At 67.3% G+C, this 22,261-nt stretch carries 21 protein-coding genes and 1 pseudogene; 10 read left to right on the top strand and 12 right to left on the bottom strand.

The features are described 5' to 3' along the window. Positions 1–119: 119 nt before the first annotated feature. From NDI85_RS10265 to NDI85_RS10255, 3 genes are all read left to right on the top strand, one after another. Entirely contained in the window at positions 120–2,999 is a 2,880-nt protein-coding gene (locus tag NDI85_RS10265) for an Eco57I restriction-modification methylase domain-containing protein (protein WP_310915698.1), read from the top strand. Between the two features lie 180 nt (positions 3,000–3,179). Further along, positions 3,180–3,836, top strand: coding sequence for a thioredoxin domain-containing protein (locus NDI85_RS10260; RefSeq protein WP_310915697.1), 657 nt, complete (start codon positions 3,180–3,182; stop codon positions 3,834–3,836). Beyond that, entirely contained in the window at positions 3,836–4,438 is a 603-nt protein-coding gene (locus tag NDI85_RS10255) for a hypothetical protein (protein ID WP_188999077.1), read from the top strand. The genes NDI85_RS10260 and NDI85_RS10255 overlap by 1 nt, the downstream gene beginning before the upstream one ends. A 90-nt stretch (positions 4,439–4,528) precedes the next feature. Here the strand turns inward: NDI85_RS10255 and NDI85_RS10250 are convergent, their stop codons facing one another. The 4 genes from NDI85_RS10250 to NDI85_RS10235 all read right to left on the bottom strand — a co-directional run bounded on the left by NDI85_RS10250 (position 4,529) and on the right by NDI85_RS10235 (position 9,377). Next, positions 4,529–6,172 (bottom strand): methyl-accepting chemotaxis protein, encoded by a 1,644-nt coding sequence (locus tag NDI85_RS10250; RefSeq protein ID WP_310915696.1) that lies wholly within the window; start codon positions 6,170–6,172, stop codon positions 4,529–4,531. A 143-nt stretch (positions 6,173–6,315) separates the two neighbouring features. After that, a complete protein-coding gene (locus tag NDI85_RS10245) occupies positions 6,316–7,503 on the bottom strand; it encodes a redox-regulated ATPase YchF (protein ID WP_188999070.1) in 1,188 nt (395 codons plus the stop codon). Positions 7,504–7,804: 301 nt separating this feature from the next. Continuing rightward, the gene (locus NDI85_RS10240) at positions 7,805–8,308 is read right to left on the bottom strand and encodes a GNAT family N-acetyltransferase (RefSeq protein WP_310915695.1); all 504 of its coding nucleotides are present in this window, start codon (positions 8,306–8,308) and stop codon (positions 7,805–7,807) included. Between the two features lie 64 nt (positions 8,309–8,372). Further along, on the bottom strand, positions 8,373–9,377 hold the full coding sequence (locus tag NDI85_RS10235; protein ID WP_188999062.1) for a deoxyhypusine synthase: 1,005 nt from the start codon (positions 9,375–9,377) through the stop codon (positions 8,373–8,375). Between the two features lie 165 nt (positions 9,378–9,542). Here NDI85_RS10235 and NDI85_RS10230 point away from each other — a divergent pair, with 165 nt between their 5' ends. The 3 genes from NDI85_RS10230 to NDI85_RS10220 are packed head-to-tail and all read left to right on the top strand — an operon-like array spanning position 9,543 to position 11,669. Continuing rightward, a complete protein-coding gene (locus NDI85_RS10230) occupies positions 9,543–11,126 on the top strand; it encodes a succinic semialdehyde dehydrogenase (protein ID WP_310915694.1) in 1,584 nt (527 codons plus the stop codon). Beyond that, a complete protein-coding gene (locus NDI85_RS10225) occupies positions 11,126–11,476 on the top strand; it encodes a hypothetical protein (protein ID WP_310915693.1) in 351 nt (116 codons plus the stop codon). Before NDI85_RS10230 ends, NDI85_RS10225 begins: the two co-directional genes overlap by 1 nt. Before the next feature lie 31 nt (positions 11,477–11,507). Then, positions 11,508–11,669 carry a hypothetical protein gene (locus tag NDI85_RS10220; protein WP_188999050.1) on the top strand — a complete coding sequence of 54 codons (162 nt, stop codon included), beginning with the start codon at positions 11,508–11,510 and terminating at the stop codon, positions 11,667–11,669. A 6-nt stretch (positions 11,670–11,675) separates the two neighbouring features. Here NDI85_RS10220 and NDI85_RS10215 read toward each other — a convergent pair whose 3' ends face one another. The 7 genes from NDI85_RS10215 to NDI85_RS10185 are packed head-to-tail and all read right to left on the bottom strand — an operon-like array spanning position 11,676 to position 17,051. Then, a complete protein-coding gene (locus tag NDI85_RS10215) occupies positions 11,676–12,863 on the bottom strand; it encodes a threonine synthase (protein ID WP_310915692.1) in 1,188 nt (395 codons plus the stop codon). 41 nt (positions 12,864–12,904) lie between these two features. Beyond that, on the bottom strand, positions 12,905–13,468 hold the full coding sequence (locus tag NDI85_RS10210; RefSeq protein ID WP_188999040.1) for a transcription elongation protein SprT: 564 nt from the start codon (positions 13,466–13,468) through the stop codon (positions 12,905–12,907). After that, the gene (locus tag NDI85_RS10205; RefSeq protein ID WP_310915691.1) at positions 13,468–14,235 is read right to left on the bottom strand and encodes a Nif3-like dinuclear metal center hexameric protein; all 768 of its coding nucleotides are present in this window, start codon (positions 14,233–14,235) and stop codon (positions 13,468–13,470) included. The genes NDI85_RS10210 and NDI85_RS10205 overlap by 1 nt, the downstream gene beginning before the upstream one ends. A 32-nt stretch (positions 14,236–14,267) precedes the next feature. Next, positions 14,268–15,026: a hypothetical protein gene (locus tag NDI85_RS10200; protein ID WP_310915690.1), complete on the bottom strand. Its 759-nt coding sequence runs from the start codon at positions 15,024–15,026 to the stop codon at positions 14,268–14,270. A gap of 41 nt (positions 15,027–15,067) precedes the next feature. Continuing rightward, positions 15,068–15,829 carry a hypothetical protein gene (locus NDI85_RS10195; protein ID WP_310915689.1) on the bottom strand — a complete coding sequence of 254 codons (762 nt, stop codon included), beginning with the start codon at positions 15,827–15,829 and terminating at the stop codon, positions 15,068–15,070. Between the two features lie 38 nt (positions 15,830–15,867). Then, positions 15,868–16,668: an agmatinase gene (gene speB / locus NDI85_RS10190; protein ID WP_310915688.1), complete on the bottom strand. Its 801-nt coding sequence runs from the start codon at positions 16,666–16,668 to the stop codon at positions 15,868–15,870. A gap of 2 nt (positions 16,669–16,670) precedes the next feature. Beyond that, positions 16,671–17,051 carry a translation initiation factor IF-5A gene (locus tag NDI85_RS10185; RefSeq protein WP_188999020.1) on the bottom strand — a complete coding sequence of 127 codons (381 nt, stop codon included), beginning with the start codon at positions 17,049–17,051 and terminating at the stop codon, positions 16,671–16,673. Positions 17,052–17,200: 149 nt separating this feature from the next. Here NDI85_RS10185 and NDI85_RS10180 point away from each other — a divergent pair, with 149 nt between their 5' ends. The 4 genes and pseudogenes from NDI85_RS10180 to NDI85_RS22295 form a co-directional block, all read left to right on the top strand. Further along, positions 17,201–17,971, top strand: a complete 771-nt coding sequence (locus NDI85_RS10180; RefSeq protein ID WP_310915687.1) for a phytanoyl-CoA dioxygenase family protein — start codon at positions 17,201–17,203, stop codon at positions 17,969–17,971. Continuing rightward, positions 17,972–19,309, top strand: coding sequence for a divalent metal cation transporter (locus NDI85_RS10175; RefSeq protein WP_310915686.1), 1,338 nt, complete (start codon positions 17,972–17,974; stop codon positions 19,307–19,309). A gap of 4 nt (positions 19,310–19,313) precedes the next feature. Continuing rightward, positions 19,314–19,868, top strand: a complete 555-nt coding sequence (locus NDI85_RS10170; protein WP_310915685.1) for a hypothetical protein — start codon at positions 19,314–19,316, stop codon at positions 19,866–19,868. Between the two features lie 499 nt (positions 19,869–20,367). Further along, a pseudogene (locus tag NDI85_RS22295) lies at positions 20,368–20,448 on the top strand (twin-arginine translocation signal domain-containing protein); the annotation flags it as partial. Positions 20,449–20,554: 106 nt separating this feature from the next. Here NDI85_RS22295 and NDI85_RS10165 read toward each other — a convergent pair. Then, positions 20,555–22,258 carry an AarF/ABC1/UbiB kinase family protein gene (locus NDI85_RS10165; protein ID WP_310915684.1) on the bottom strand — a complete coding sequence of 568 codons (1,704 nt, stop codon included), beginning with the start codon at positions 22,256–22,258 and terminating at the stop codon, positions 20,555–20,557. Positions 22,259–22,261 lie beyond the last annotated feature (3 nt).

The raw sequence follows: 22,261 nt of genomic DNA, 5'->3' as shown, positions 1-22,261 counted from the left end.
TCCGGACTTAATTCTCGCGGCGGGGCGTCTCGGACGTAGCTAGCGGTGCGGCGCTCCCGTCGACCCTGCGTTCGTTAGCGACCCACACAGTGAAGACGACGCGGTCGGATGGACTCTCTATGTCGAGCGACCCGTCGGCAGCGGACTTCCGTCGCCGCCTTCGCGCCCGAGTTCGGGAGTACGTCCGTGATGCCGCGACGCCGTTCGACGCCGTCTCTCTCGACGAGGACGTCGGCGAGAAACGGGCGGCTATCGTCGTCGAGTCCGCGCGGACTGGGGGACTGGCCGTCGTGGTCACGAGTGAGACGGCGGGGCCGCTGGCTGCCGATGTCGTCGAGCGAGCGTGTGAGTACGCGGCCGAGGCGGGCGTCGACCACGTCGCCACCTGCAACGCCCGTGACCTCTTTCTCTTTGCGGACGCCGACGCCGCTGCCGGCGCGTACTACTACCTCGACTTTCGCCCCGTCGACCTCGGGGACCCGACGCTCGACGGCCGCCTTCCGGCGCTCCTCGACGCGGTTCGGTCGCTCGCCGCCGACGGCACCCTCCCGGAACAGGCGGCGCGAAAACGGCTACTCGGCACCGTTCAGTCGTTTCACGGTGCCGTCTGGCCCCGACTCCGAACGCTCGCACGGGACTCCTACGAAACGAACCCGTCGTTCACGGCGGGGTTCGACGCGTGGGTCGAGGCGAACGACTACGCGCCACTCGACGCGGATGCACGATTCACACTCGCTGCGAAACAGTACGCCTACCTGTTAGCGACCGAGGCGCTGTTTCTCGACGTGCTCTGTGAACAACCACCCGACTCGGCCGAACCCGGGGTGACGGTCGGATCACTGGTCGACGGGGTCGCTGTGGACAGCGTCGAACACCACCTCGAAGGCCGGTGCGAACTCGACCACGACCCGGAAGTCGAGAGCGGTCGCTCGCTGTTCGCGTCGTTTCCGCACGACGCGGACACGCGGACCGCGCTCGGGACGCTACTGGACCGTCTCGACGCGACGGCGCTCTCGGACGTCGAGGAGGACGTGCTGGGGGAACTGTACGAACGACTCGTCCCCGCGAGCGAGCGCAAGGCACAGGGGCAGTTCTACACGCACCCCGACGTGGCGGCGGCGATATGCGACTGGACCCTCCAGTCGGACGGCGACCGGGTTCCACGAGTGCTCGACCCGGCCTCGGGCAGTGGGACGTTTCCCGTCGAAGCGTACCACCGCATCCGAGACGGGTCGTCGACGGCGACCCATCAGGAGGCACTCGACAACCTCGTCGCCGGCGACGTCAATCGCTTCCCCCTCCGTCTCACCGCGCTGAACCTCTCGTCTCGGACCGTTCGCGAGCAGACCGAGGCGGTCCATACGCTCGCCGACTCCTTTTTCGACGTCTCACCGCGCGACGAACGGCTTCCCGACGCCGGGACCGAGAGGCGTCGGCCGGGGTCGTTCGATGCGGTCGTGGGAAACCCGCCGTACATCCGCCAAGAGGACCTCTCGCCGGACAAAGTGCACTTCCGTGAACACCTACGGGCGTACGGTCCCGAGGGCGCGACGCCCTACTACAGCGGCGCGGGGAAGCTATCGAAGCAGTCCGATGCGTACGTCTACTTCGTCACGCACGCGCTACGGTTCCTCAGGGAGGGGGGCCGACTCGGCGTCGTCGTCCCGACGAAGTGGCTGACGACGAAGTACGGCGAGTCCTTTCAGGAGTTCCTCTACGACCAGACGAAGGTCCACGCCGTCGTCGGATTCGCCGACAGGGCGTTCTCGGCGCTCGTCGACACCGTCCTCCTGTTCGTCGAGAAATGCGCGGACGAACGGGCGCGTCGGGAGACGACGACGGACTTCGTCCGGGTGAAAGAGCGACTGCCGCCGGAGACGCTCGCTTCGGTCGCTGGCTCCCACCGTTCCGTCCCGGACGACCGACTGTTCGACATCGAGACCCACGACGAGTACCGCGTCACCAGCGTGCCCCAGCAACACTTGGCGGAGCAGGGCGGCCAGAAACTCGGCTACTACCTCTACGGGCCGAGTCCGTTCGTTCCGCTCGTGAACAGCGAGAAGACCCGGCGGCTGGACGCCTTCGCTGACGTCGCCTTCGGCAACAAGACGGGCCACAACGGCTTCTTCCTGCTGGACGAGTCCGACGTCGCCCAGTGGGGCGTCGACGAGCGGTTCCTGCGACCCGCCATACGGTCGATTCGGGACATCGACTCCGCTCGGCTGGACGAGACGGGCCAGTATCTGCTGGACTTCCACGAGTACGTCGAGGCGTTCGAAGCCGACCGGACTGGCCTCCGGTCGACGCCGGACCTCGCGGCGGCCGTCAAAGACCAGTTGCGCGAGGACGGCTATCACTCCACCCTTCGGTATCTCGAATACGGCGAGGACGAGGGCGTCCCTGACGGACGTACCGTCTCCACCCACACGCCGTGGTTCAACCTCGGCGAACTGCTCGTCCCCGACGTACTCCACCCGGTGTTCTACAACGAACGGGTGTTCACCGTCGAGAACGCCGGCGGGTTCGCGCCGACGAACGCCATCCAGTGTGTCGACGTCACCGACCACGAGAACGTCCTGCCCCACGTCCTCAACTCGACGGTGTACAAGATTCTGCTCGAACTGTGGGGTCGCCACGAAGGCGGCGGGGCGCTCCAACTACTCACCTACGAGGTGGCCTCGGTGCCCGTGCCGAACCCCGACCTGATGAGCGACGACACCAGAGACCGGATTTCCCGGGCCGGACGGGCGCTGGTGCGGGGGGAGCGCGGGGTTCAAGACGGCCTCGACGCGGCGTTGCTGGACTTTCTGGAGTTGGACATGTCGCCCGGAGAGTTGCAGGCGGCCCACCGCGGGATGGTCCGCCAGCGCGTCGACGGGGCCGCGTCCGAGAACGTGCAGGTGCGAGCCGTCGACGATCTCGACGACTACGACTTGGACTCGCTGATTCCCGAATTCGAACCCGAGAGCGACTACAACGCGAGTCTGCGCGAGTTCTGAGCGGTCACGGGAAAGCGGCCTCGGCACTCATAGGGTTCGTCACCGTCGGGGAGTCACCCCGACTCGGAACGCACTGTCGTCATCGGCCATCGGAGATACCGACTCCGGCGGTATGACGGTTCCCCCTCGCGGGCGCACAGGAGAACAAACGATAAATCGGGTCGAACCCTTCCGGCGAGCATGAAGCGACGACGTCTGCTGGCGATGGCGGGGGCGGGGGCCGTCGGCGCCCTCGCGGGGTGCGGTGGGGGGAGCGACGCGACGGGGGAGTCCCTCGAGGATCACCCGGCGGCGGCGAACTACCGCGAGCAACCGCGGATTGGGGAACTGGGCGGCCACGTCGTTCTGGCGTTCGAGGACCCGTCCTGTCAGCGCTGTGCAGCGTTCCACGAGAACACGGTGCCGAAGATCCGGTCGAACCTCGCCGACTCGGGGACGGGCGCGTACGTCGTCCGAACCTACCCTGTCGTCTTTCCGTGGGGCAAGCCGGCGACGCAGGCGCTCGAAGCGACCTATGCCCGTGACGACGAGGCGTTCTGGTCGCTGTTCGAGCACTACTTCGCGACGCGCTCGCAGTTCACCGTCGACAACGTCTTCGAGCGGACGGCGTCGTTCCTGAACGCCGAGACGTCGTTGGACGGCGACGCCGTCGCACAGGACGCCCGAGACGAGGCCTACGACGACGCCGTGCAGGCCGATATCGCGGCCGCCGAGAACGCCGGTCTCGGCGAGACCACCCCGGTCATCCTCCTGTTTCGCGACGGCGAGTTCGTCACGAAGGTCAACGGGAGCGTCGGATACGAGGTCATCGCCGAAGCGCTCGGGGAGGCGAACTGATGAGCGCGACCCGAATCGGTCGGCGGTTGCCGGTTCGGGGCCGCGACTGGCGGCTGATGGGTCGGACGGCGCGACTCGTGCTGACGCTCCCTGTGTACGCCGCCGTCGCCGTCCTCGCAGGAGTCGTCTCGCTGACGGCGTTCGTCGTCTCGCTGAACGTCCCGCTGGTGCTGGACCTCGTTGTCGGCGGGTCCCTGCCGCTGGCGAGTCGGCTGACGGTCCTCGTCGAGTTGTACCCGTTCGTCGGCACGTTCTTCCACCCGGCACAGGGCGTCTTGCTGGTGGCCGTCGCCGCGCTGACCGGCGTGGACGTAGCGATAGCGACCTATCACTTCCGGGAACACGGTTTGCAGATTCGACAGGGCGGGGCCGGCGCCGCGGGCGTCCTCCTCGGGACGCTCGGGGCCGGGTGTGCGGCCTGCGGGTCGGCCGTCCTGCTGGGACTGCTCTCGCTGTTGGGCGTCTCGACGTCGCTCCTCTTTCTCCCGCTTGACGGACTAGAGTTCGCCGTCGGTGCGCTCGTCGTCCTCACGCTCTCCATCTACTGGCTCGCCGACGGGATGCGCGGCGGCGAGATAAACGGTTGCCCGGTCGATATCTGAGCGGCGGTCTCATACTGGTGGCTGTAACAAACTGAAGTAATTCGCCACCCCGGGGTGGCGAATATCGTTACGAACTTACAGCCACCAGTATCAGTCGTCCGTCGCCTGTTCGCTCGCCACGCTCGCGTGGCCGACGTCGACCGTCGCGTCGGTGTCGTACTGCTGGAGTTCGAACTGCAGGGTCTCCGCGTCGGTCGCGAACGTGTCGACGCTGTCGACCATCTCGCCGACGACGGCGTCCTGCTGGTCGGCGGTGGTTGCTACCTCGCCGGCCTCCGTCGCGGTCTGGTCGGCGATAGCGCTGATGTCGTCGATGCGTTCGACCACGTCCTGTGCGGTGCTGGCCTGCTGGTTCGTCGCGCGGTCTATCTCCTGAATGCTGTCGTTGACGTCGACGGTGGCTTCGACGACGTCTTCGAGCGTGGTGATGGTCTCGGAGATGGTGTCGCTCCCGCGGTCGACGGCGGACTCCATCGTCTCCATCGCCTCGACGGAATCGCCGACCTGCGAGCGGAGCGTCTCGATGAGCGTCTCGACGTCGGCCGTCGCGTCTTTCGTCTCGCTCGCGAGTTGCTTTATCTCGTCGGCGACGACGGCGAACCCGGACCCGGCCTCGCCGGCCCGGGCGGCCTCGATAGAGGCGTTCAGCGCCAGCATGTTCGTCTCCTCGGCGATGCTGTCGATGACGTCTAGGATCTCGGCGACGTCGCCGGCTATCTCGTCGAGTTGCTGGACTTCGCCCGCGGCGGTCATCGACCGATGGCGGATGGCGTCGACGGCGCTCTGGGCCTCCGAGGAGGAGTGTTGGGCGTCCCGGCCGAGTTCCGCGGCGGTGTCGCTCCGGTCGGCGATTTCGGTGACCGACGAGGCCATCTCTTCGGTGGTCGCCGAGAGGTCGCTGAGTTCGTCGGCGGCCGCCGAGAGTTGCGCTCGCTGGGTCGACGCGCCGTCGGCGATTTCGTCGACGCTCGCGGTGACGGACTCGGTTTCGCTACGGACCTGTTCGCCCTGACTCGCGACCAGACCGCTCTCGTCGGCGATACGCGCCGAGATGGCCTGCCCCTGCGCGATGGCCCGTTCGAGCGCGTCGAGCGTCTCGTTGATGGCCGTTCCGACCTCGCCCATCGCGTCGCTCATGCTCTCTGCGTCGACGCGGGCGGTCAGGTCGCCGTCGGCCGCGGCCGCGAGCGTATCGCGGTACTGGGTGGCTTTCAGTTCGAGGTGACTGGAGAGTGCTTCCATCTCGTTTCGTTCGTGCTCGGCGGCCGCTGTCGCGTCTTCGGCCTCTTCGCGGGCCGCTTCGGCGCGCTCCTGTGCGCGTTCGGCTTCGCGTATGGACTCGCCCAGCGAGTGGGCCGTCCGTTCGAGCGTGTCGTACGTCTCGCCGATTTCGTCGACGCGGTCGACGCCGAAGTCGATGTCGTACTCGCCTTCGTCGACCGCTCGGGCTTTCTGGTTTATCTCGATTATCGCACGGTACAGCTCACAGTACCCCAGAAATCCGGTACAGAGGACGATGGCGGCGGCGAAGGCAACAGCGGGTAGCGCATCGGAAAACAGCGTCGCCGCGATAGCCGGACCGACGACGACCGAGATGAGCGCGAGCAAGAAGAGGCGGACACCGAAATCTCGACGAAGCGGGCCCGGGAGGTACGGTTCGGCGGTCATCGGCACGGCACCGACCGAGACGAGCAGTCGGCCGACGAGACGGCTCTCGGCCGTTTCGGGACTCATCTATCCTCCTCCGTACGACGGGCGTCGGCGTGCAGCGACTGCAAGCGAGGTGTCGAATCGGGCATATTCCAAGGTAGCGGCCCGTAGTCTCAAAAAATAGGGCCCCGGATTATCACAGTTGATGCTCGCGGGCCGCCGACCGTTCAGTTCGTCGTCGTGATCTCGACCACGTCGCGGTGGTCCAGTTCCGTGTCGGCACCGACCTGCCGACCCGAGCGAACGTCGTGGGCGTGGAGGAACCCCTCGCCGATGTCCGTATGCAGGAAGTACGCGAAGTCCTCGGCGGTCGACCCGTCGGGCAGGACGAAACAGTCCTGCAGGAACGTGCCGTCGTCCTGTGGCTTTCGCGCACCGGGGAAGACGGCGATGGCGTCGAGTTCCTCGAACAGCGCCGTCTCCAGTGCCTGCTGGACGCCGGTGCCGTCGAACTCGTCGACGAACTCGCGAATCTGTTCGAGGCCGGCGGCCTTCTCCTCGGGGAGGTCCGCCGTGACCTCGAAGTCGTCGTCGCCGGGCCGGTACTCCAAGACGCCCTGTTCGTCGCCGTTCTTCAGGGCCTTCTCGGCGTGGGCCGAGACGGGGACGAACGTGAGGTGCTCGTACTCGGGGTCCGAGGTGACCGTCTCCCAGTTGTCCTGTGCCGCCGGGGTGTCCATCTTGTTGGCCGCGATGACCATCGGCTTGGTGCGGATGCGGATCTCGCGGGCCAGCGCCTCCCGGTCCTCGTCGTCCCACGTGTCGGGGTCGAGTTCCATATCGAGCGAGAGGACGACCTGCTTGATCTCGTCCTCGCTGATCTTGAACGCCGACATCTGCTCTGCGAGGTCGGCCTCTATGTCCTTGTCCTCGCCGTGGTAGCCCGAGCGGTAGCGCTCGATGCCTTTCTCTAGGACGTCGAGGTACCACATGTCCAGTTCGTTCTCCAGAAAGTCGATGTCCTCGCGGGGGTCGTGGTCCTCGGTCGGTTCGCCTTCGAGGTCCGTCTCACCGGTGAAGTCGACGACGTGGATGAGCACGTCGGCCTCGTTGAGGTCCGAGAGGAACTGGTTGCCGAGTCCCTTGCCCTCGTGGGCACCAGGGACCAGGCCGGCGACGTCGACCAGTTTCGTCGGGACGAAGCGCACGCCGTCGGCGCAGTAGCCGTGGTTGGGGGTACAGCTATGGTCGAACTCCGGGGCTGCACACTCGACGCGGGCGTACGCTTCGCCCATCGAGGGGTCGATGGTCGTAAACGGGTACGCCCCCTCGGGGACGTCGTTCATCGTCGCCGCATTGAAGAACGTGGACTTGCCGACAGAGGGCTTGCCGACGAGTCCGATCTTGTAGCTCATTGGGAACTAGCAGGCCAATCGGCGGCTAAAACGTTGCCAAACGGAGCGAGAGCGCGTGTGAGTGGCAGGCACAGGACCCGTCTCGGGTGGAACGGAGTGTGCCGTGGAGCGACGGCGGCGGAGCGAACGAAGCGACGGAACCCTCAAACCAGCGAGCGGCGGTAGCCGCGAGCGTGCGGTGCAGTCGTCGTGGTGTGAGGGCTGCGCTCGTCACTGCGTGTCGCACCCTCGCGACTGTCCGCGGGGTCCCCGTGGTCACCGCTGTGCGTTCCGAGGGGCTTCGCTGGCGCTCAGACCCACCCTAGTCCCACAACGAACGCTCGTATACGTTGACGGGCAGTTCTTTGCCACCGAACCGCTCGGTACGCTGGTCGACGTGGTCGAAGTGTTTCCGGTAGAAACCGTTGCCGACTTCGTTTTCGACGAGTACCTCGTCGCGTATCTTCCGGACCGAGAGGCTCTGGAGGTGTGTCTTGCCCCGGTCGAGAAGTCGACTCCCGATACCTTCGCCCCAGTAGTCGGGGTGGACGTAGAGGTCGAGGTCGCCGATGCCGGCCGGGTCGGTCATCCCGCAACTGGCGTAGCCCACCACGTCGCCGTCCGCCGTCGCGACGAACAGACCGATGTCGTCGAGGTCGACCATCTCCTCTAGGAGGTCGCCGCCGTACCCCTCCGTCAGCAGTGTCTCGACGGTGTCTGGCCCCAGAATGCCGTCGTAGACGGCGTGCCACGAGGCGCGAGCGACCTGCTGAATCGACGAGATGTCGGTCTCGTCCGCCGGTCGGATACGCAGTTGGAACGACATATGTGAACGTGTCACGCCCACAACTATAGAACTATCCCTGCGGCGGGGCTGTGCGGGGGCCGGACTACTCCCCGGCGCGTTCGCGAGCGGCGGCGACGACCAGCGGCAGGGTGATGGTCGCGTCGGCGTAGACGCTCACGTTACGGGCGTCTTTCTCCAGTTTGCCCCACGACCGGGCCTCGTCCAGCGTCGCCCCGGAGAGGCCGCCGGTGTTCGAGGGGTCCATCGTCAACTGGACGGCGTAGTCGTAGGCGTCCGGCGAGACGAGCATCGTCTGGAGGACGTAGTTCTTCGGGACGCCGCCGCCGACGACCATCGCGCCGGCGCTGTCGGCCTCGTAGGCGATGTCCGTGATGTCGGTCATGTCCGCCAGCGCGTCCACCGTGAACTCGCTCGTCTGGGAGTACATCCACGCTTGCAGGCCCAGCACGGAGTCCTGGAACGCGGGACAGTACACCGGGACGTCGTTCTCGTAGGCCGCCGCGAGCACCCCCGCGTCCTCCGCGACGTCCTCGCGGGCGTTGACCTCGCTGTTGGCCCGTCCCAGCTCCTCGGTCATGCGCTGGATGGACACCGCGCCCTCGGCTTCGAGGACGGAGAACACCTCCTCGCGGAGGTGGTTCTCGAACAGCGCGAAGTGTTCCTGCGGGAGGTAGACGTTGTAGATGCGGTCGACGCCTTCATCGCGCAGGGTCTCGTCGTGTTCGCGCTCGGTCCGCTCCGGCGGCGTCACCTCGCCGTGGTGGTGCTTCCCGCCGATGGCCTCGATGGTGTCGTGGGTCAGGTTCGCGCCCGTCGTCACCAGGACGTCGACGTGGCCGTCCCGAATCAACTCGGAGACGACGGCACGCATCCCCGTCGGCACCATCGCGCCGGCCAGTCCGAAGAAGGTGGTCACGTCGTCGTCCAGCATCTCGGCGTAGACGTCGACGGCCTCGTGGAGGTCATTCGCGCCGATACCGGCCTCACCGTAGCTCTCGGCCAACTCGCCGACCGTCATTCCGGCGCGGGCCTCTGCGTGTCCGATGGGGTCGTGACAGAACGTCTCTCGGTCCTCGTGGTCGCTCATTGATCCACTGTGGTCGGTCCGAGGGCTTGAACGACGTGGTTCACACCAGTGTCTCGGTGTGGGTCCGGCCGTCGAACGGGAACCGAGTCCCACGCCCGAACGTCGCGACAAGATACGAGTGGGTCGCCACAAGACCATTCATCCCCCCGCCCGTGCGAAGAAACGATGCCCGCGTCGAACGTTTCGTCCTCGCTGCCCGAGCGAACACGGACACGGTTACAGGGTGGGGTCACACACGTCGCCGACCGCGACCCGCTGACGGTCCGGAGTCCGTTCACCGGCGAGGAGATGGGTACCGTCCCGGCCTGCCAACCAGCGGACGTCACAGAGGCCGTCCGGACAGCACAGGCGGCACAGAGCGACTGGAGCGAGCGCCCCATCGAGGAGCGAGCGGCCGTCCTCCAGCGGTTCGCCGACGAGGTGCTCGACCACCGCGAAGAGTTGCTCGACATCGTCCAGTTGGAGGCCGGAAAGGCCCGACTCGATGCCCACGTCGAACTGCTCGACATCGTTCTCAACGCCGACTACTACGCCCGGGAGGGCCCGAACCACGTCGCGCCGACCCGGCGAGACGGCGGGTTCCCCCTGCTGACGAAGGCCGTCGAACACCACGACCCGGTCGGGGTCGTCGGCCTGATCGAACCGTGGAACTATCCCCTGACGCTGGCCATCTCCGACATGCTGCCGGCGTTGCTGGCGGGCAACGGCGCGGTGCTGAAACCGGCCGAAGCGACGCCGTTCTGTGCGCTCCGGGCGGTCGAACTGCTCGTCGACGCCGGCGCCCCCGAGGACCTCGTGCAGGTCGTCACCGGTCACGGCGCGACCCTGGGCGAACCGCTGATCTCGAGCGTCGACTACGTCACCTTTACCGGGAGTACGGAGACGGGCCGGACCGTGGCGTCGCTGGCCGGCGAACACCTCGTCGACGCCTCGATGGAACTGGGCGGGAAAAACGCCGCCGTGGTTCTAGACGACGCCGACCTCTCGCAGGCGGTCACGGGGACGGTCCACGGAAGCTACGCGAACGCCGGCCAACTGTGTATCTCCTTCGAGAGAATATTCGTCCACGAAGCCGTCTACGACCAGTTCGTCGACCGGTTCGTCGACGCCACCGAGACGCTGGACCTCGGTGCGTCGCTCAAATTCGGCCCGGACGTGGGGTCGCTCATCGGCCAGCACCAACTCGACACGGTCGAGGACCACGTCGCCGACGCCCGCGAGCGCGGTGCCACCGTCGAGACGGGCGGGCGCCGGCGCGAGGAGGTCGGACCGCTGTTCTACGAACCCACGGTGTTGACGGACCTGCCCGACGACGCCACCGCCGCCTGCGAGGAGACGTTCGGCCCCGTCGTCTCGATAACCCCGGTCGCGGACGCCGACGAGGCGGTCGCACGCGCCAACGACACCGACTACGGCCTCCACGCGAGCGTCTGGACCGAGGACACGGACCGCGGCGAGGCGCTCGCCCGCCGTATCGAGGCCGGGTCCGTCTGTGTCAACGACGCCTACCTCGGCATGTGGGCCTCGACGGACGCCCCCATGGGCGGGGTCGGTGACTCCGGCATCGGCCGGCGTCACGGCCCCCACGGCATCCAGAAGTACACGGAGTCACAGACGGTCACGACACAGCGCCTCCATCCACTGGTACCCGTCGAGGGCCTCCCGAACCGCGTCGCCGCCGCGGGCGCGACGCTGAGCATCCGGGCGCTCCGGCGACTCCGACGACTCTCGCCACTGGACGGACGCTGATGCGGTTTCTCACGGGCTTTCTGGGGCCGGTACTCGTCGGCCGACTGGTACGCGCGCTCGGACGGGCCAGCGACCGCCGGGCCGTCCCGGGTACGGTCGGACTCTCGTACGCGGCGCTGTCTCGCCTGCCGCGACTGGCCGACCGACTCGGCGTCGAACCCGAAGCGCTCCCGTACCTCTCGCACCCGACGAGAACACGCGGCGAGCGCTCGCGGGAACCGGCGTCAGGTGTTCGCTGTTCGAGGCGTACGTCGACACGCTGGTCGCGTACGTCCGCGAGCATCCGGGCGTCGACGACGCGGCGATGGTGTGATACGACGGCCATTGTCGAGTGTGCCCACGGACCGTAGAACTATGTCGCCTCGTTGTCTACCCCCGACGATGGAGTCCGAACACGCGTTCCTGCCCCTGTTCGCGGTCGTGCTCTCGCTCGGCGTCACCGGTCTCCTCGCGATACCCTCGTGGTCGATGGTGTTCGCGACCCTCGCGGCGGTCGCGTGTCTCGGTATCGGCGTCGTCGTCTACGCCACGTACTGGTACTGAATCCGGTCAGATGATGCGTGCTACAGTCTCGTCGAGCGCCGACAGCGGGACCGTCTCCGCGTCGACACCGGGCGCGTCTAGGTCGCGTTCGGTGAATCCCGTTCCGGTGGCGACGAGTACGACGTCGTCGCCTGCCACGAGGTCGCCACGGTCGTGCAACCGGCGAGCGCCCGCCAGCACCGTCGCACAGGCGCTCTCGACGAACAGGCCCGCGCTGCTCGCTAGCGCTCGGCGCGCGTCGAGGATGGCGTCGTCGTCCACGGCGAGAACCCCTCCGTCGGTCTCGCTGGCGGCCGCCAGCACCCGATTGCCGCTCGGCGGGTCGGCGTTGGCGATCGAGTAGGCGACAGTCTCCCCTGCCTCGACTGGCGTGACGACGTCGTCGCGCCGGGCCCACGCCTCGGCGATGGGCGCGCAGGCCGACGTCTGTACGAAGTAGAGTCTCGGTACTCGGTCGACGAGGTCCGCGGCAGACAGGTCTCGAAAGGCCTTCCAGACACCGCTCGCGTGACCGCCGCTGGAGACGGGGAGTACGACGGCGTCGGGCAGGTCGGGCGCGAACGACTCGGCGATTTCCAGCGCCGTCGTCCCCTGACCGGCCACGCGGAGCGGCGTGTCCGAGTTGACGAACCGGACGCCGGCCTCGGAGCCGACTCGAAGTGACTCGCGGTAGAGGCGGCCGTAGTCGCCCTCCACCCGGAGTATCGTCGGGTCGTAGCGAGCGAGGAGCGCCAGTCGTTCGACGGGGATGTCCGCCGGGACCAACACCAGACAGTCGAGCCCGGCGCTGGCGGCGTGGGCGGCCATCGACCGGGCCATGTTGCCGTGGGAGACGGTGCCGACGGCGTCGTCCCCGGCCGCTGCGCCCGCCGCGACGCCGACGGCGCTCCCGCGGTCTTTGAACGTCCCGGTCGGGTTCGCCCCCTCGTACTTCACGTGGACGGTCGCGCCCACGTCGTCGTCCAGTCGCGGCGCGCGCACCAGCGGCGTGCCGCCAGCGCCGGCGGCCAGTCCGGCCGGTGTCACGTCCGGCAGGAGGGCACGATAGCGCCACAGCGACCGCTCGGAAGTGTCGGGCCACTCGAAGGTCGAGGGGTCGGTCTGGACCCAGTACGGTTCGCCGCAGTCACAGCGGGCCCCGTCCGCGAGCGCCGCCGTCGTCCCGCAGGCGTAACAGGAGAGCGGCACGTCCATACCGCCTGTTCGACCGTGAGCGACCTAACAGTAGCGCACCGTCAGTCCAGCGCCAGTTCGGCACCACAGCAGTCCGAGCGGTAGCGCTCCCGCTCTCGCACCAGTTTGCAGTCCCGGTAGCGCCGTGCCACGAGGTCCCCGCAGGCTACACACGAGAGGACGTACTTCGGGTCGGCAAAGGCGGGGCAGTGGACGTCGGTGTCGAGGTCGGCCGCTCGTTCGCGGAACGCCCGGCCGTGGTCCGTCGTGCCGTCGCGCTGGTACTGCTCGACGTGGACGAGTTCGTGGCGCAGGGTCGCCTCCCACTCGGTGCGATCGAACGCCTCGAACGCCTCGCGAGTCAGCGACAGGGTACAGGGAAGTGGCCGGCCGTCGGCCCCCTCGAGACGCTCCCAGTCGTAGGGTTCTCCCACCGCGGCGTCGGGAAGCGTCGGGCGCTTGACGGCCGCCGCGCGCCGCTTTGCGCGGGCAGACACCTCCCACTCGACGAGGTCGAAGCGCACGTCGACGCCCCACTCCCTGCGTACGTCCCGACAGTACTCGCGGGACCACGCGACGATGTCGGCGTCCGATGCCACGTCCTCGTAGGCGACGCGCTGGCCCATCAGAGCCCGGTCGGGCAGTCGACGAACGTCGTCTCTAGCCCCCATTCGTCCAGTTTCGACTGCAGCGAGCGGACGCCGAACGTCTCGGTGGCGTAGTGACCCGCCAGCACGACGCTGATGCCGGCCTCGCGGGCCTCGTGGTACACCTGCTGTTTGCCCTCGCCGGTGACGAGGACGTCAGCGCCGACCTCGGCGGCCTCCGCTACCCAGTCGACGCCGCTGCCGGTGACGATGGCCACGTCCTCGACGAGCGACGGGCCGAAGTCCAGCGTCCGGACGGACTGCCCGCCCGTGTCCAGTTCGGCGTCGAGCGTCTCGGCGAGGTCCGAGAGCGTCCTCGCCTCGACCAGCGTCCCGCGCTGGCCGATGTACTCTGGCCCCATCTGACCGAACGGCGCACGGTTGTCGAGGTCGAGTACGTCCGCGAGGCCGGCGGCGTTGCCCAGCGACTGGTGGCCGTCCAGCGGGAGGTGGGCGACGTACAGCGCGAGGTCGTCGTCGACGAGCGGTGCGACACGGCGGTAGGTCGTGTCGGTGACGCGCTCCACCCCGCCCCAGATGATGCCGTGGTGGGTCACCAACAAATCCGCGCCGGCGTCGCTGGCGCGGTCGATGGTCTCGACGGCGGCGTCGACGGCGACGGCCGCGTGGTCGACCGGTTGCTCTGTGGGACCGACCTGCAGGCCGTTGGGGCTAGCGTCGACGTCGGCGTAGGAGGCCACGTCCAGTTCGTCGTCGAGTCGGGCGGCGATGTCGCCTGCGTGCATGGGCTGGTGTTGCCCCTCCGGGGTGGTATGCCTTACTCCGCCGCGACGAACTGCCCGTTCTCCTCGCCGATGAGGCCACGGTCGACGGCGGCGTCGATGATGGCATCGAACTCCTCGGGTTCGATGTCGTAGGCGTTGACGGCGACCGCACGAATCTCGCTGCGGTCGACCGGTAGCTGGCGGTTCTGGAGCAGACGCATCACCTTGCTGTACTCCAGTCGAGTCAGCGACGGGTCGTCACTCGTGTCGTCGGTCCCGGTATCGGCGACCTCGTTGGCCGACTCGGGCTCGCTCTCGGCGGCAGTCGTCTCGACCGCGCCCGGTGACGCCGACTCCGTCGCGGTCGTCCCGCTCGACTCGTCGGCGTCGTCCGTCTCGTCGGCGGCCGCCATCGGATGCGTGCGGTCGGGTTCGGCCGACTGCGATTCGGCCTCGTCGCTGTCGAGCGGTCCCTCGGTTTCGTCGTCGCTCGTGTCCTCCAGCAGACCCGCGTCGGACCCCGCTTCTTCGACGGCCGTCCCCGTCTCGTTGGCGTCGCCGACGGCCATCGGATCCGGGTGCGGGTCCAGCCCGGACTCGTCCATCACACCGCTCTGGTCCTCCGGGTCGTCGTCGACTGCCGCGACGACCTCTCTCAGCACCGTCGCGAGTTTCCGCCGGCAGGTCGGACAGAGCGTCACCCGCTGGTCGGACGCCGACTCGGGCTGGAGGCGCTTCGGGACGACTGGGTACTCGGAGAGCGAGGCGTCTAGGGCCGCGCCACAGAAGTAACACGACGAGAGTCGATCCATGTCGCCACGTGCTCACGCCTCCGTCTTAAAACCGCCACGCCCTAGCCGGGACACCCTCCCTCGAACGCGTCGTCCCGTGCCTCCGCCGGTATCGTCACCCGGACGCGCTCGCCGTAGTCGCGAAACTGCGTCGTGAGCGTCGCCGTGGCCGTCTCGCCGTCGCCGCTGACGACGACTTGCACCTCGCTCCGGACCGGTCTGTTCGTCGTCGCGTCCAGCCACAGGTCGACGGTGACGCTGTCGACGTTCGGCGACCCGAACAGCGGTCGGCTACCCGCCCCGTCCCGGTAGGCGTCGAGCGCCTCCTTCGAGGGCGACCCGGAGAGGTGGACCGTCTCCCGGCCGTCGACCGTCTCCGTGCCGTTGTGGTAGAGGTCGCCCGAGGACAGGAGCGCGAGTTGCCGCCCGAGCGGCGTCGTCTCGGTCCAGTTACGCTCGGCTGGGAACTCCTCGTTGCCCCAGAAGCCGCTCGGTACGCCGCCGCCGCGACACTCGACCAACGCCGTCCGGTTGTCGACGTAGGTCTGACTGGTGGCACCGTCGACCGTCAGGTTGGTCGCGGCACGCCGGGTCGTCACGTTGACTTTCCCGACACCGCTGCCGTCGATTTCCCGAGCGCTGGCCGTCGTCGAGACGGTGATTGCGAGGTCGTACCGGTACGATTCGATAGTTTCTGCGCGCTCGCGAGCGGCGTCGAGTCGGTCGACGGCGGCTTGCTCGCGGACGGGGTCGTCTCCGAGGACGGAACACCCCGCGAGGACGAGGCAGGCAGCGAGCGCTACGTGGAGAGCAGGGCGGCGCATCGGCCGCCGCTACTCACGACGACAGAATGAATCTTGTGTCAGGCCTCGGCGTGGGCGAAGACGAACGCTCGCAGGAGTTTCGCCGCCAGCGTCGCGGCCTGTCCGTCGTCGCGGTCGTTCACCTCGACGACGTCGAACCCGACGGCGTGTGGCGCGACCGACTGCACCGCGTCGCGCATCTCTCGCGGGGCCAGTCCGAACGGTTCGGGCGTCCCCGTCCCCGGAGCGAACCCCGGGTCGGCGGCGTCGATGTCCACCGAGAGGTACACCGATTCGTCGTCGAAATCCGGGGTCCAGTCGGCCACGTCTTCGGGTAGGACGACGGTCACGTCGTCGGCGTCGGCGCGGTTCCACTCCGCCTCGCTCCCGGTTCGAGCACCGAGGACGACCGCGCGGTCCGCGACCGACAGCGCGTGATGGGTCACCGTCGCGTGGGAGTACTCGTCGCCGGCATACGACTCTCGCAGGTCCAGGTGCGCGTCGAGACAGACGAACACGTCCGGGTCGAGCGCTCGCACCGCGGCGACGCTGACGGTGTGTTCGCCACCGACCAGCAGGGGGACGGCCCTGTCCCTGTCGAACTCGGCGACGGCGCTCTGGAGGAACGTCAGGTACTCGGCGGTGTCGGCCGTCGGGCCGACGTCGCCGTGGTCGTAGACCCCCAACTCGGTGAAGTGCTGGTCCGAGCGGTGGTCGTAGTCGTCGAACTGTTCGGCGAAGTCACGAACGCGGCGCGGCCCGAACCGGGCGCCGGGACGAAAGGAGGTCGACACGTCAAGCGGCGCCCCCACGAGGGCGTAGTCGGCGGCCCCGCGCTCGGCGACCGCACCGGGAAACATCGTTACGAGCGGGTGATCTTGCGCTGTTCCTCGTACTCGAGATACTCGATTTCGTCGTCGGGCTGGAGGTCGACGTCCTCGGGCATCAGCATCGTGAACGTCTCGTAGGTGTCTAAGTCCATGACCTGTGCGTCGTCGCCGCTGACGGAGACGACCTGTCCCTGCTTTCGGTCGATGATGGGGACCCACACCTTCGCGTCGACGGGCTGGGAGAGCGAGCGCTTCTTGCTGTCGAAGACGCCCCGTGCGTCGATACGAGCCTTGGCGCTCCCGTGCTTGCCGGGTTTGGCCGTGCTGTAGGAGTCGATCTTACACGGCGCGTCTTCGATCATGACGTAGCTGCCTTCGTCGAGTTCGCGAACCTCAGTCTGCTCTCTTGCCATACGGCCGCGTTACCCCTGTTGGGGTATAAACGGTTTGGAATGGCGCAGTGGCGTCACCGCTGGCGTGAACCGTGTTCTACGGTCGCTGGGGGCCAGAGACGGCGCGGCGAGTTGGAAGGGCTTATTACCGGAGAATAGTAGGAGGTGGTATGCCACTCACAGACGCGCAGTTCGAACAGTACCAGCGGGACGGCTACGTCGTCGTCGAGGACTGCCTCGACGGCGCGACCGTCGAGGCCGTGACGACGCGCATCGAGTCGTACGTCCGGAACGACCGCGAAGAGACGGGGTTCGAGCGGATGCTCGAACCCGATGTCGACGCCGATAGCTTCGAGGACGGCGACCCGGTTCGGAAGTTCGAGGGTATCGACATGGTCCGTGAAGACGACGTCTTCGCCGACCTCGTCCACGACGAGGCCATCGTCGACGTCGTCGAGCAGTTGCAGGGGTCGAACCTCCACCTCCTCCGTAGCGCCGCGATGCTGAAACCGCCCCGCGTCGGCAGCGAGAAGAAGTTCCATCAGGACGCGGCGTACTACCCCATCCACCCGATGGACCACGTCACCGTCTGGATAGCGCTCGACCAGTCGACCACGGAGAACGGCTGCATGCAGGTCGTCCCGGGAGCGCACACGGACGGTTTGCTCGGCCACGAGGCCGTCGAGTACGACACCGACATCGCCATCGCCGAGGCCGACTACGGCCCCGAGGACGCCGTCGCCCTGCCGATGGACCCCGGCGACGTCCTCTTTCAGCACTGCCTGTTGCCCCACTACACCGCACCCAACGAGACCGAGGACTGGCGCCGCGCGTACATCGCCTCGTACATGCGCAGTCGCTCGCGGTTCACCGACGAGAACCCGCCGGAGTGGGTCGACAGCTACGACGTGACCGGCGAGAGATTCGCGGGGTGCGTGTAGATGGCGACCAGCGACTCCGGCGTCCTCTCGCGGTTCTCCGAGATGGGCCCGACGTGGCTCGCGGGCGCTATCGCCACTGGGCCGGCGACTATCGGGGCGCTCGTCACCGCAGGCGCGAGTTTCGACTACACACTCCTGTGGGTCGTCGTCCTCTCTGCGGTGATGGGTGCGACCGCGCAGTATCTCGCGATGCGACTCGGCCTCCTCACGGAGGCCGGCATCGTTACCGCCGTCGAGGACAACCTCGGAGAGGCGTGGGCGTGGCTGCTGGTCGCCGACACCGTCGTCGCCGCCGGACTCGCCCAACTGGTCATCATGAAGACGCTCGCCGGCGTCTCCGCGGAAGTCGCGGGCTTCAGTCCCGTCGTCTGGGCGGTCGTCTGGGGCGTCGTACTGGCCGTCGGCCTCGCCGGCGGCGGCTATAAGTACGCCGAACTCGGTGCGAAAGTACTCGTCACGCTCGTGGTTCTCCTGTTCGTCGCCTCCCTGTTCGTCGTCCCCATCGACTTCGGTGCGGCGGCAGCGGGCCTCGTCCCGGCCATCCCGGCCGGCGTGGAAGGGGCACTGCTCGCGGCCGGTATCCTCGGTGGCGCCGTCCACATCGCCCTCGTGACGATGCAGTCCTACACGATGCGGGCCCGCGGCTGGACGACCGAGGATTCGGACCTCGCCGTCTTCGACGTCGGGGCGTCGATGCTGGTCGCCTTCGGCATCGCCAGCCTCGCTATCTTCCTCGTCGCCGCGTCGGTGCTCAGCGACCCCAGTCTCGGGGCGGTGGGCGCCGCGACAGCGCTCGGCCCCCTCGTCGGATCGAACGCGAAGTGGCTGTTCCTGCTCGGTCTCTGGGGCGCGGCCGTGACGACGCTGGGCGGCAACACCGTCGTCCCGCCGTACCTCGTCGCCGACAAGATGGGATGGGCACAGGACACCTCGGACTCGCGCTATCAGGCTACCGTCGCCGCCTTCGCGCTCGTCAGCATCCTCGGCGTCTTCATCCCGGGTGCCGTGTTCGGACTGCTGATTCAGGCGCTGGCTATCGGCTTCGTCGGCACGCCGTTCGTGCTTGCGCTCGTCGTATACCTCCTCAACGACCCGACCGCCGTGCCGAAGACGAACTCGCTGCTAGAGAACGTCGGCGGCCTCCTGCTGATCGGTATCAGCACCGTGGTCGCCGGCCAGTGGGTCAAGCGCGTGGCGGCCGGCGGCGTGACCGACCCCGTGTCGCTGTCGATTCTTTCCTTCGCCGCCGTCCTCGCCGCGGCGATGCTCGGCCTCGCGGGGCTGTCGGTCCGCAACTGGCTGGGGCGGGACGCCGACCGCTCGATGGCGGCCGACTGAGACGATGTCGGACAGTCCGGTCCCGCTCGACGGCTCGGCGCTCGTCGTCGGCCCCTCGAACGTCGGCAAGACGCGGTTGACGGCACGGGCCCTCGACCGCTGGATCGCCCGGCACGGGACCGACGGCTGTGTCGTCCTCGACTTCGCGCCGACGGTCGAACGGGACGGCGAGGTGCTGGGCGGCCCGCTCACGCAGTTCACCACCGTCCCCGAGGGCGTCTCCAACGGCGTCGTCGACGCCCACGCGCCGCGCTCGGAGGGCGAGACCGACGACGAGGCCCGCGCGCTCGCCGCGGAAAACGCCGCGGCGGCCTTCGAGGCGCTCGACGCCGCACCGGCGACCCCGGCGGCCGTCTTCGTCAACGACGCGACCATCGCGCTGCAGGCAGACCCGGACGCGACGGGGCGACTGACCGACTACTGCGAGCGGGCCGACTGTGCGGTTTTGAACGCCTTCGAGAGCGACGAACTGGGTGTCGACAGTTCAGTGTCGGAAAACGAGGTCGCTGGACTCGACGCGCTCCGGTCGTGGGCAGACCGGATCGTCGAGCTTTCGTAGGAACGCCAAATACAGCTCTTGACAGGACCGTTTTCAGCCAGTAATGACTGATACAGCCGCTCAGTAGTGTGCGGATCGTTGGCTCTAATTCTGTCATAATCAAGCCATCTGAGATGATCAGTCCTACTGGAGAGACTGAAACATAGGGCTCCGTTGAAACCCTCAGATGAGGACGTATTTCGACCCGGGTCTGGTCAGTACAGTGCGTGCAGCTATCGTGAGGTAGTGACAATGAAAACGACGAGTATACCGAGTGCCAAAACAATCGCTGGCCAGAAGGCGAGTCCTGTCCCAATAACAAGCGAGCTTACCCAAGAGAATAGCACAGCAGTAGCAACCAGAAAGCAGACGGCGAGTAGAAGTCCGCCTACGACCCTTCCGACCCCTCCGAGTGGTTCTTCTTCGGGACGACCCTGCGAAGGTGAACTATCGTCGGTCACTAGTAGAAGTGATTAGCTAGCTATACAATTACTTATTGAAACACACACCTGACTGATCGCTCAATAGAAGAGATGTCCTGAAATCAACAGGTGCAGCAGGCACCGGGCTAATGGATGGTTGTCACCCCGAACCCCCCTAATACGTTCTGGGTCGTCTGTTTCCCGATTCAGGAGCGTGGGACACTGGATCGCTGCACCGCTGTCAAGCACACCCGCGGTGACGCTGCTCATCGTCGTCGAACCCGACTAGGCCTCCTCGTCCTCGAACGAGGTGGCGAGGCCGCCCGTGCTCTCGCCCTGCTGTCGTTCCCGCATACTCTGGCGGGTGAACTGCGGTTTCGCGCGGACGCCCTTCTTCGAGCGAAACGACCACCACAGCGCGCCAGACACGGCGAGGACACCGGTACCGGCGATGGCGGCGACGATGGGGGGCGCCTCGGCGTAGAGGAACGCCGTCGAGAACACGGTGCTCGCGAGCAACATCCCAAGAATCAGTCGCTTCGTCATCGTCGCCAGCAGGCGGTCCGAATCCTCGATGTCGGCCCGAATCTGGAGGTCTTCGCGCTCGACCCGGTCGAGGACGGATTCGAGTTTCGGCGGGATGCGGACCGCCGACTGCGCCGCGTCTTGCACCTCCGTCGCCCGGTCCTCGACGTAGTTTCGGACGCCGGCGGCGATGTACCCCTCGTCGCGGAGGTACGCTGTCGCCACCGAGATGAAGTCGAACTCGGGGTCCAACGTCACGCAGACGCCCTCGACGACCGTCGCCACCCGCAACACGAGCGCCAGATTCGACGGAAGGCGAAGCGGGAACTCGTAGATGGTGTCCTCGACTTGCTGGATGATTTGCTGGACGCGGTACTGTTCGATGTCCTCGCCGCGGGCGTCCGCGATAGCCAGTTCCATCACGTCGCCCATCACCTGCCGGTCGGCCTCCGGGGAGAGCGTCCCCATCTCGATGAGGGCGTCTAAGATGGCGTCGATGTTCTGGTCGGCGACGGCGGCGTAGAAGTCGACGATCTTCTCCTGGACGAACGGGTCGACGCGGCCGGACATCCCGAAGTCGTAGAAGACGAGTTTGCCGTCCTCCTGTACCGCGAGGTTCCCCGGGTGCGGGTCGGCGTGGAAGACGCCATCGTCGATTATCATCTGGAGGTACGCGTTCTGGAGCGTCTCGGCCAGTTGCGTCCGGTCGAAGCCCCGTTCGTCTAAGTCCTCGATGTCGTTTATCTTCGTTCCCGGGACGTACTCCATGGTGAGGACACGTCGGGTCGAGTGCGTGTCGATGACACGCGGAATACGGACGCGGTCGTTGTCGGCGAAGTTCTCCCGGATCTCGCCGAGCATTCGCGCCTCGCGCTCGTAGTCCATCTCCTCGCGAATGGTCTTTGCGAACTCGTCGGCCAGCGTCTCCAGCGAGAACGAGCGGGACTCGTCGATGAAGTACATCAGCAGGGGCAGGGACCACCGGATGACCCGTAGGTCGGCCTCGACGAGGTCCTCGATGTCCGGGCGGCGAACCTTCACCGCGACCGGTTCGCCGTCGACCTCGGCGCGGTAGACCTGTCCGAGCGAGGCCCCGCTGATGGCGTCCGTCTCGAACTCGGCGAACCGGTCGTCGACCGGCCCGAGTTCGGATTCGAGGACGCGCTTGGCTTTCGCCCACTCGGCGGGCGGGACGCGGTCCTGCAGTTTCGAGAACTCGTCGATGTACTCGGGCGGGAGGATGTCGGGCCGCGTCGAGAGCAACTGCCCGAGTTTGATGAACGTCGGCCCGAGCGTCAACAGCGACTCCAGCAGTGCCGCCGCACGCTGGCGCCGTTGCTCGTTCGTGACCTGTCGCGAGGACCCGACCAGCAGGAACCGGTTCCGGTCCCGGGCGTACGCGAGCAACAGCGGCAGGAACTGCCATGCGACGACGAAGAACCGTCGGTACGCGCGGAGGTTCACCTA

The organism is Haloarcula sp. S1AR25-4, assembly GCF_031624555.1.
Lineage (GTDB): Archaea > Halobacteriota > Halobacteria > Halobacteriales > Haloarculaceae > Haloarcula > Haloarcula pellucida.
The sequence above is the reverse complement of the archived record's forward strand: the minus strand, read 5'-3'. Positions and strand labels throughout refer to the sequence as shown.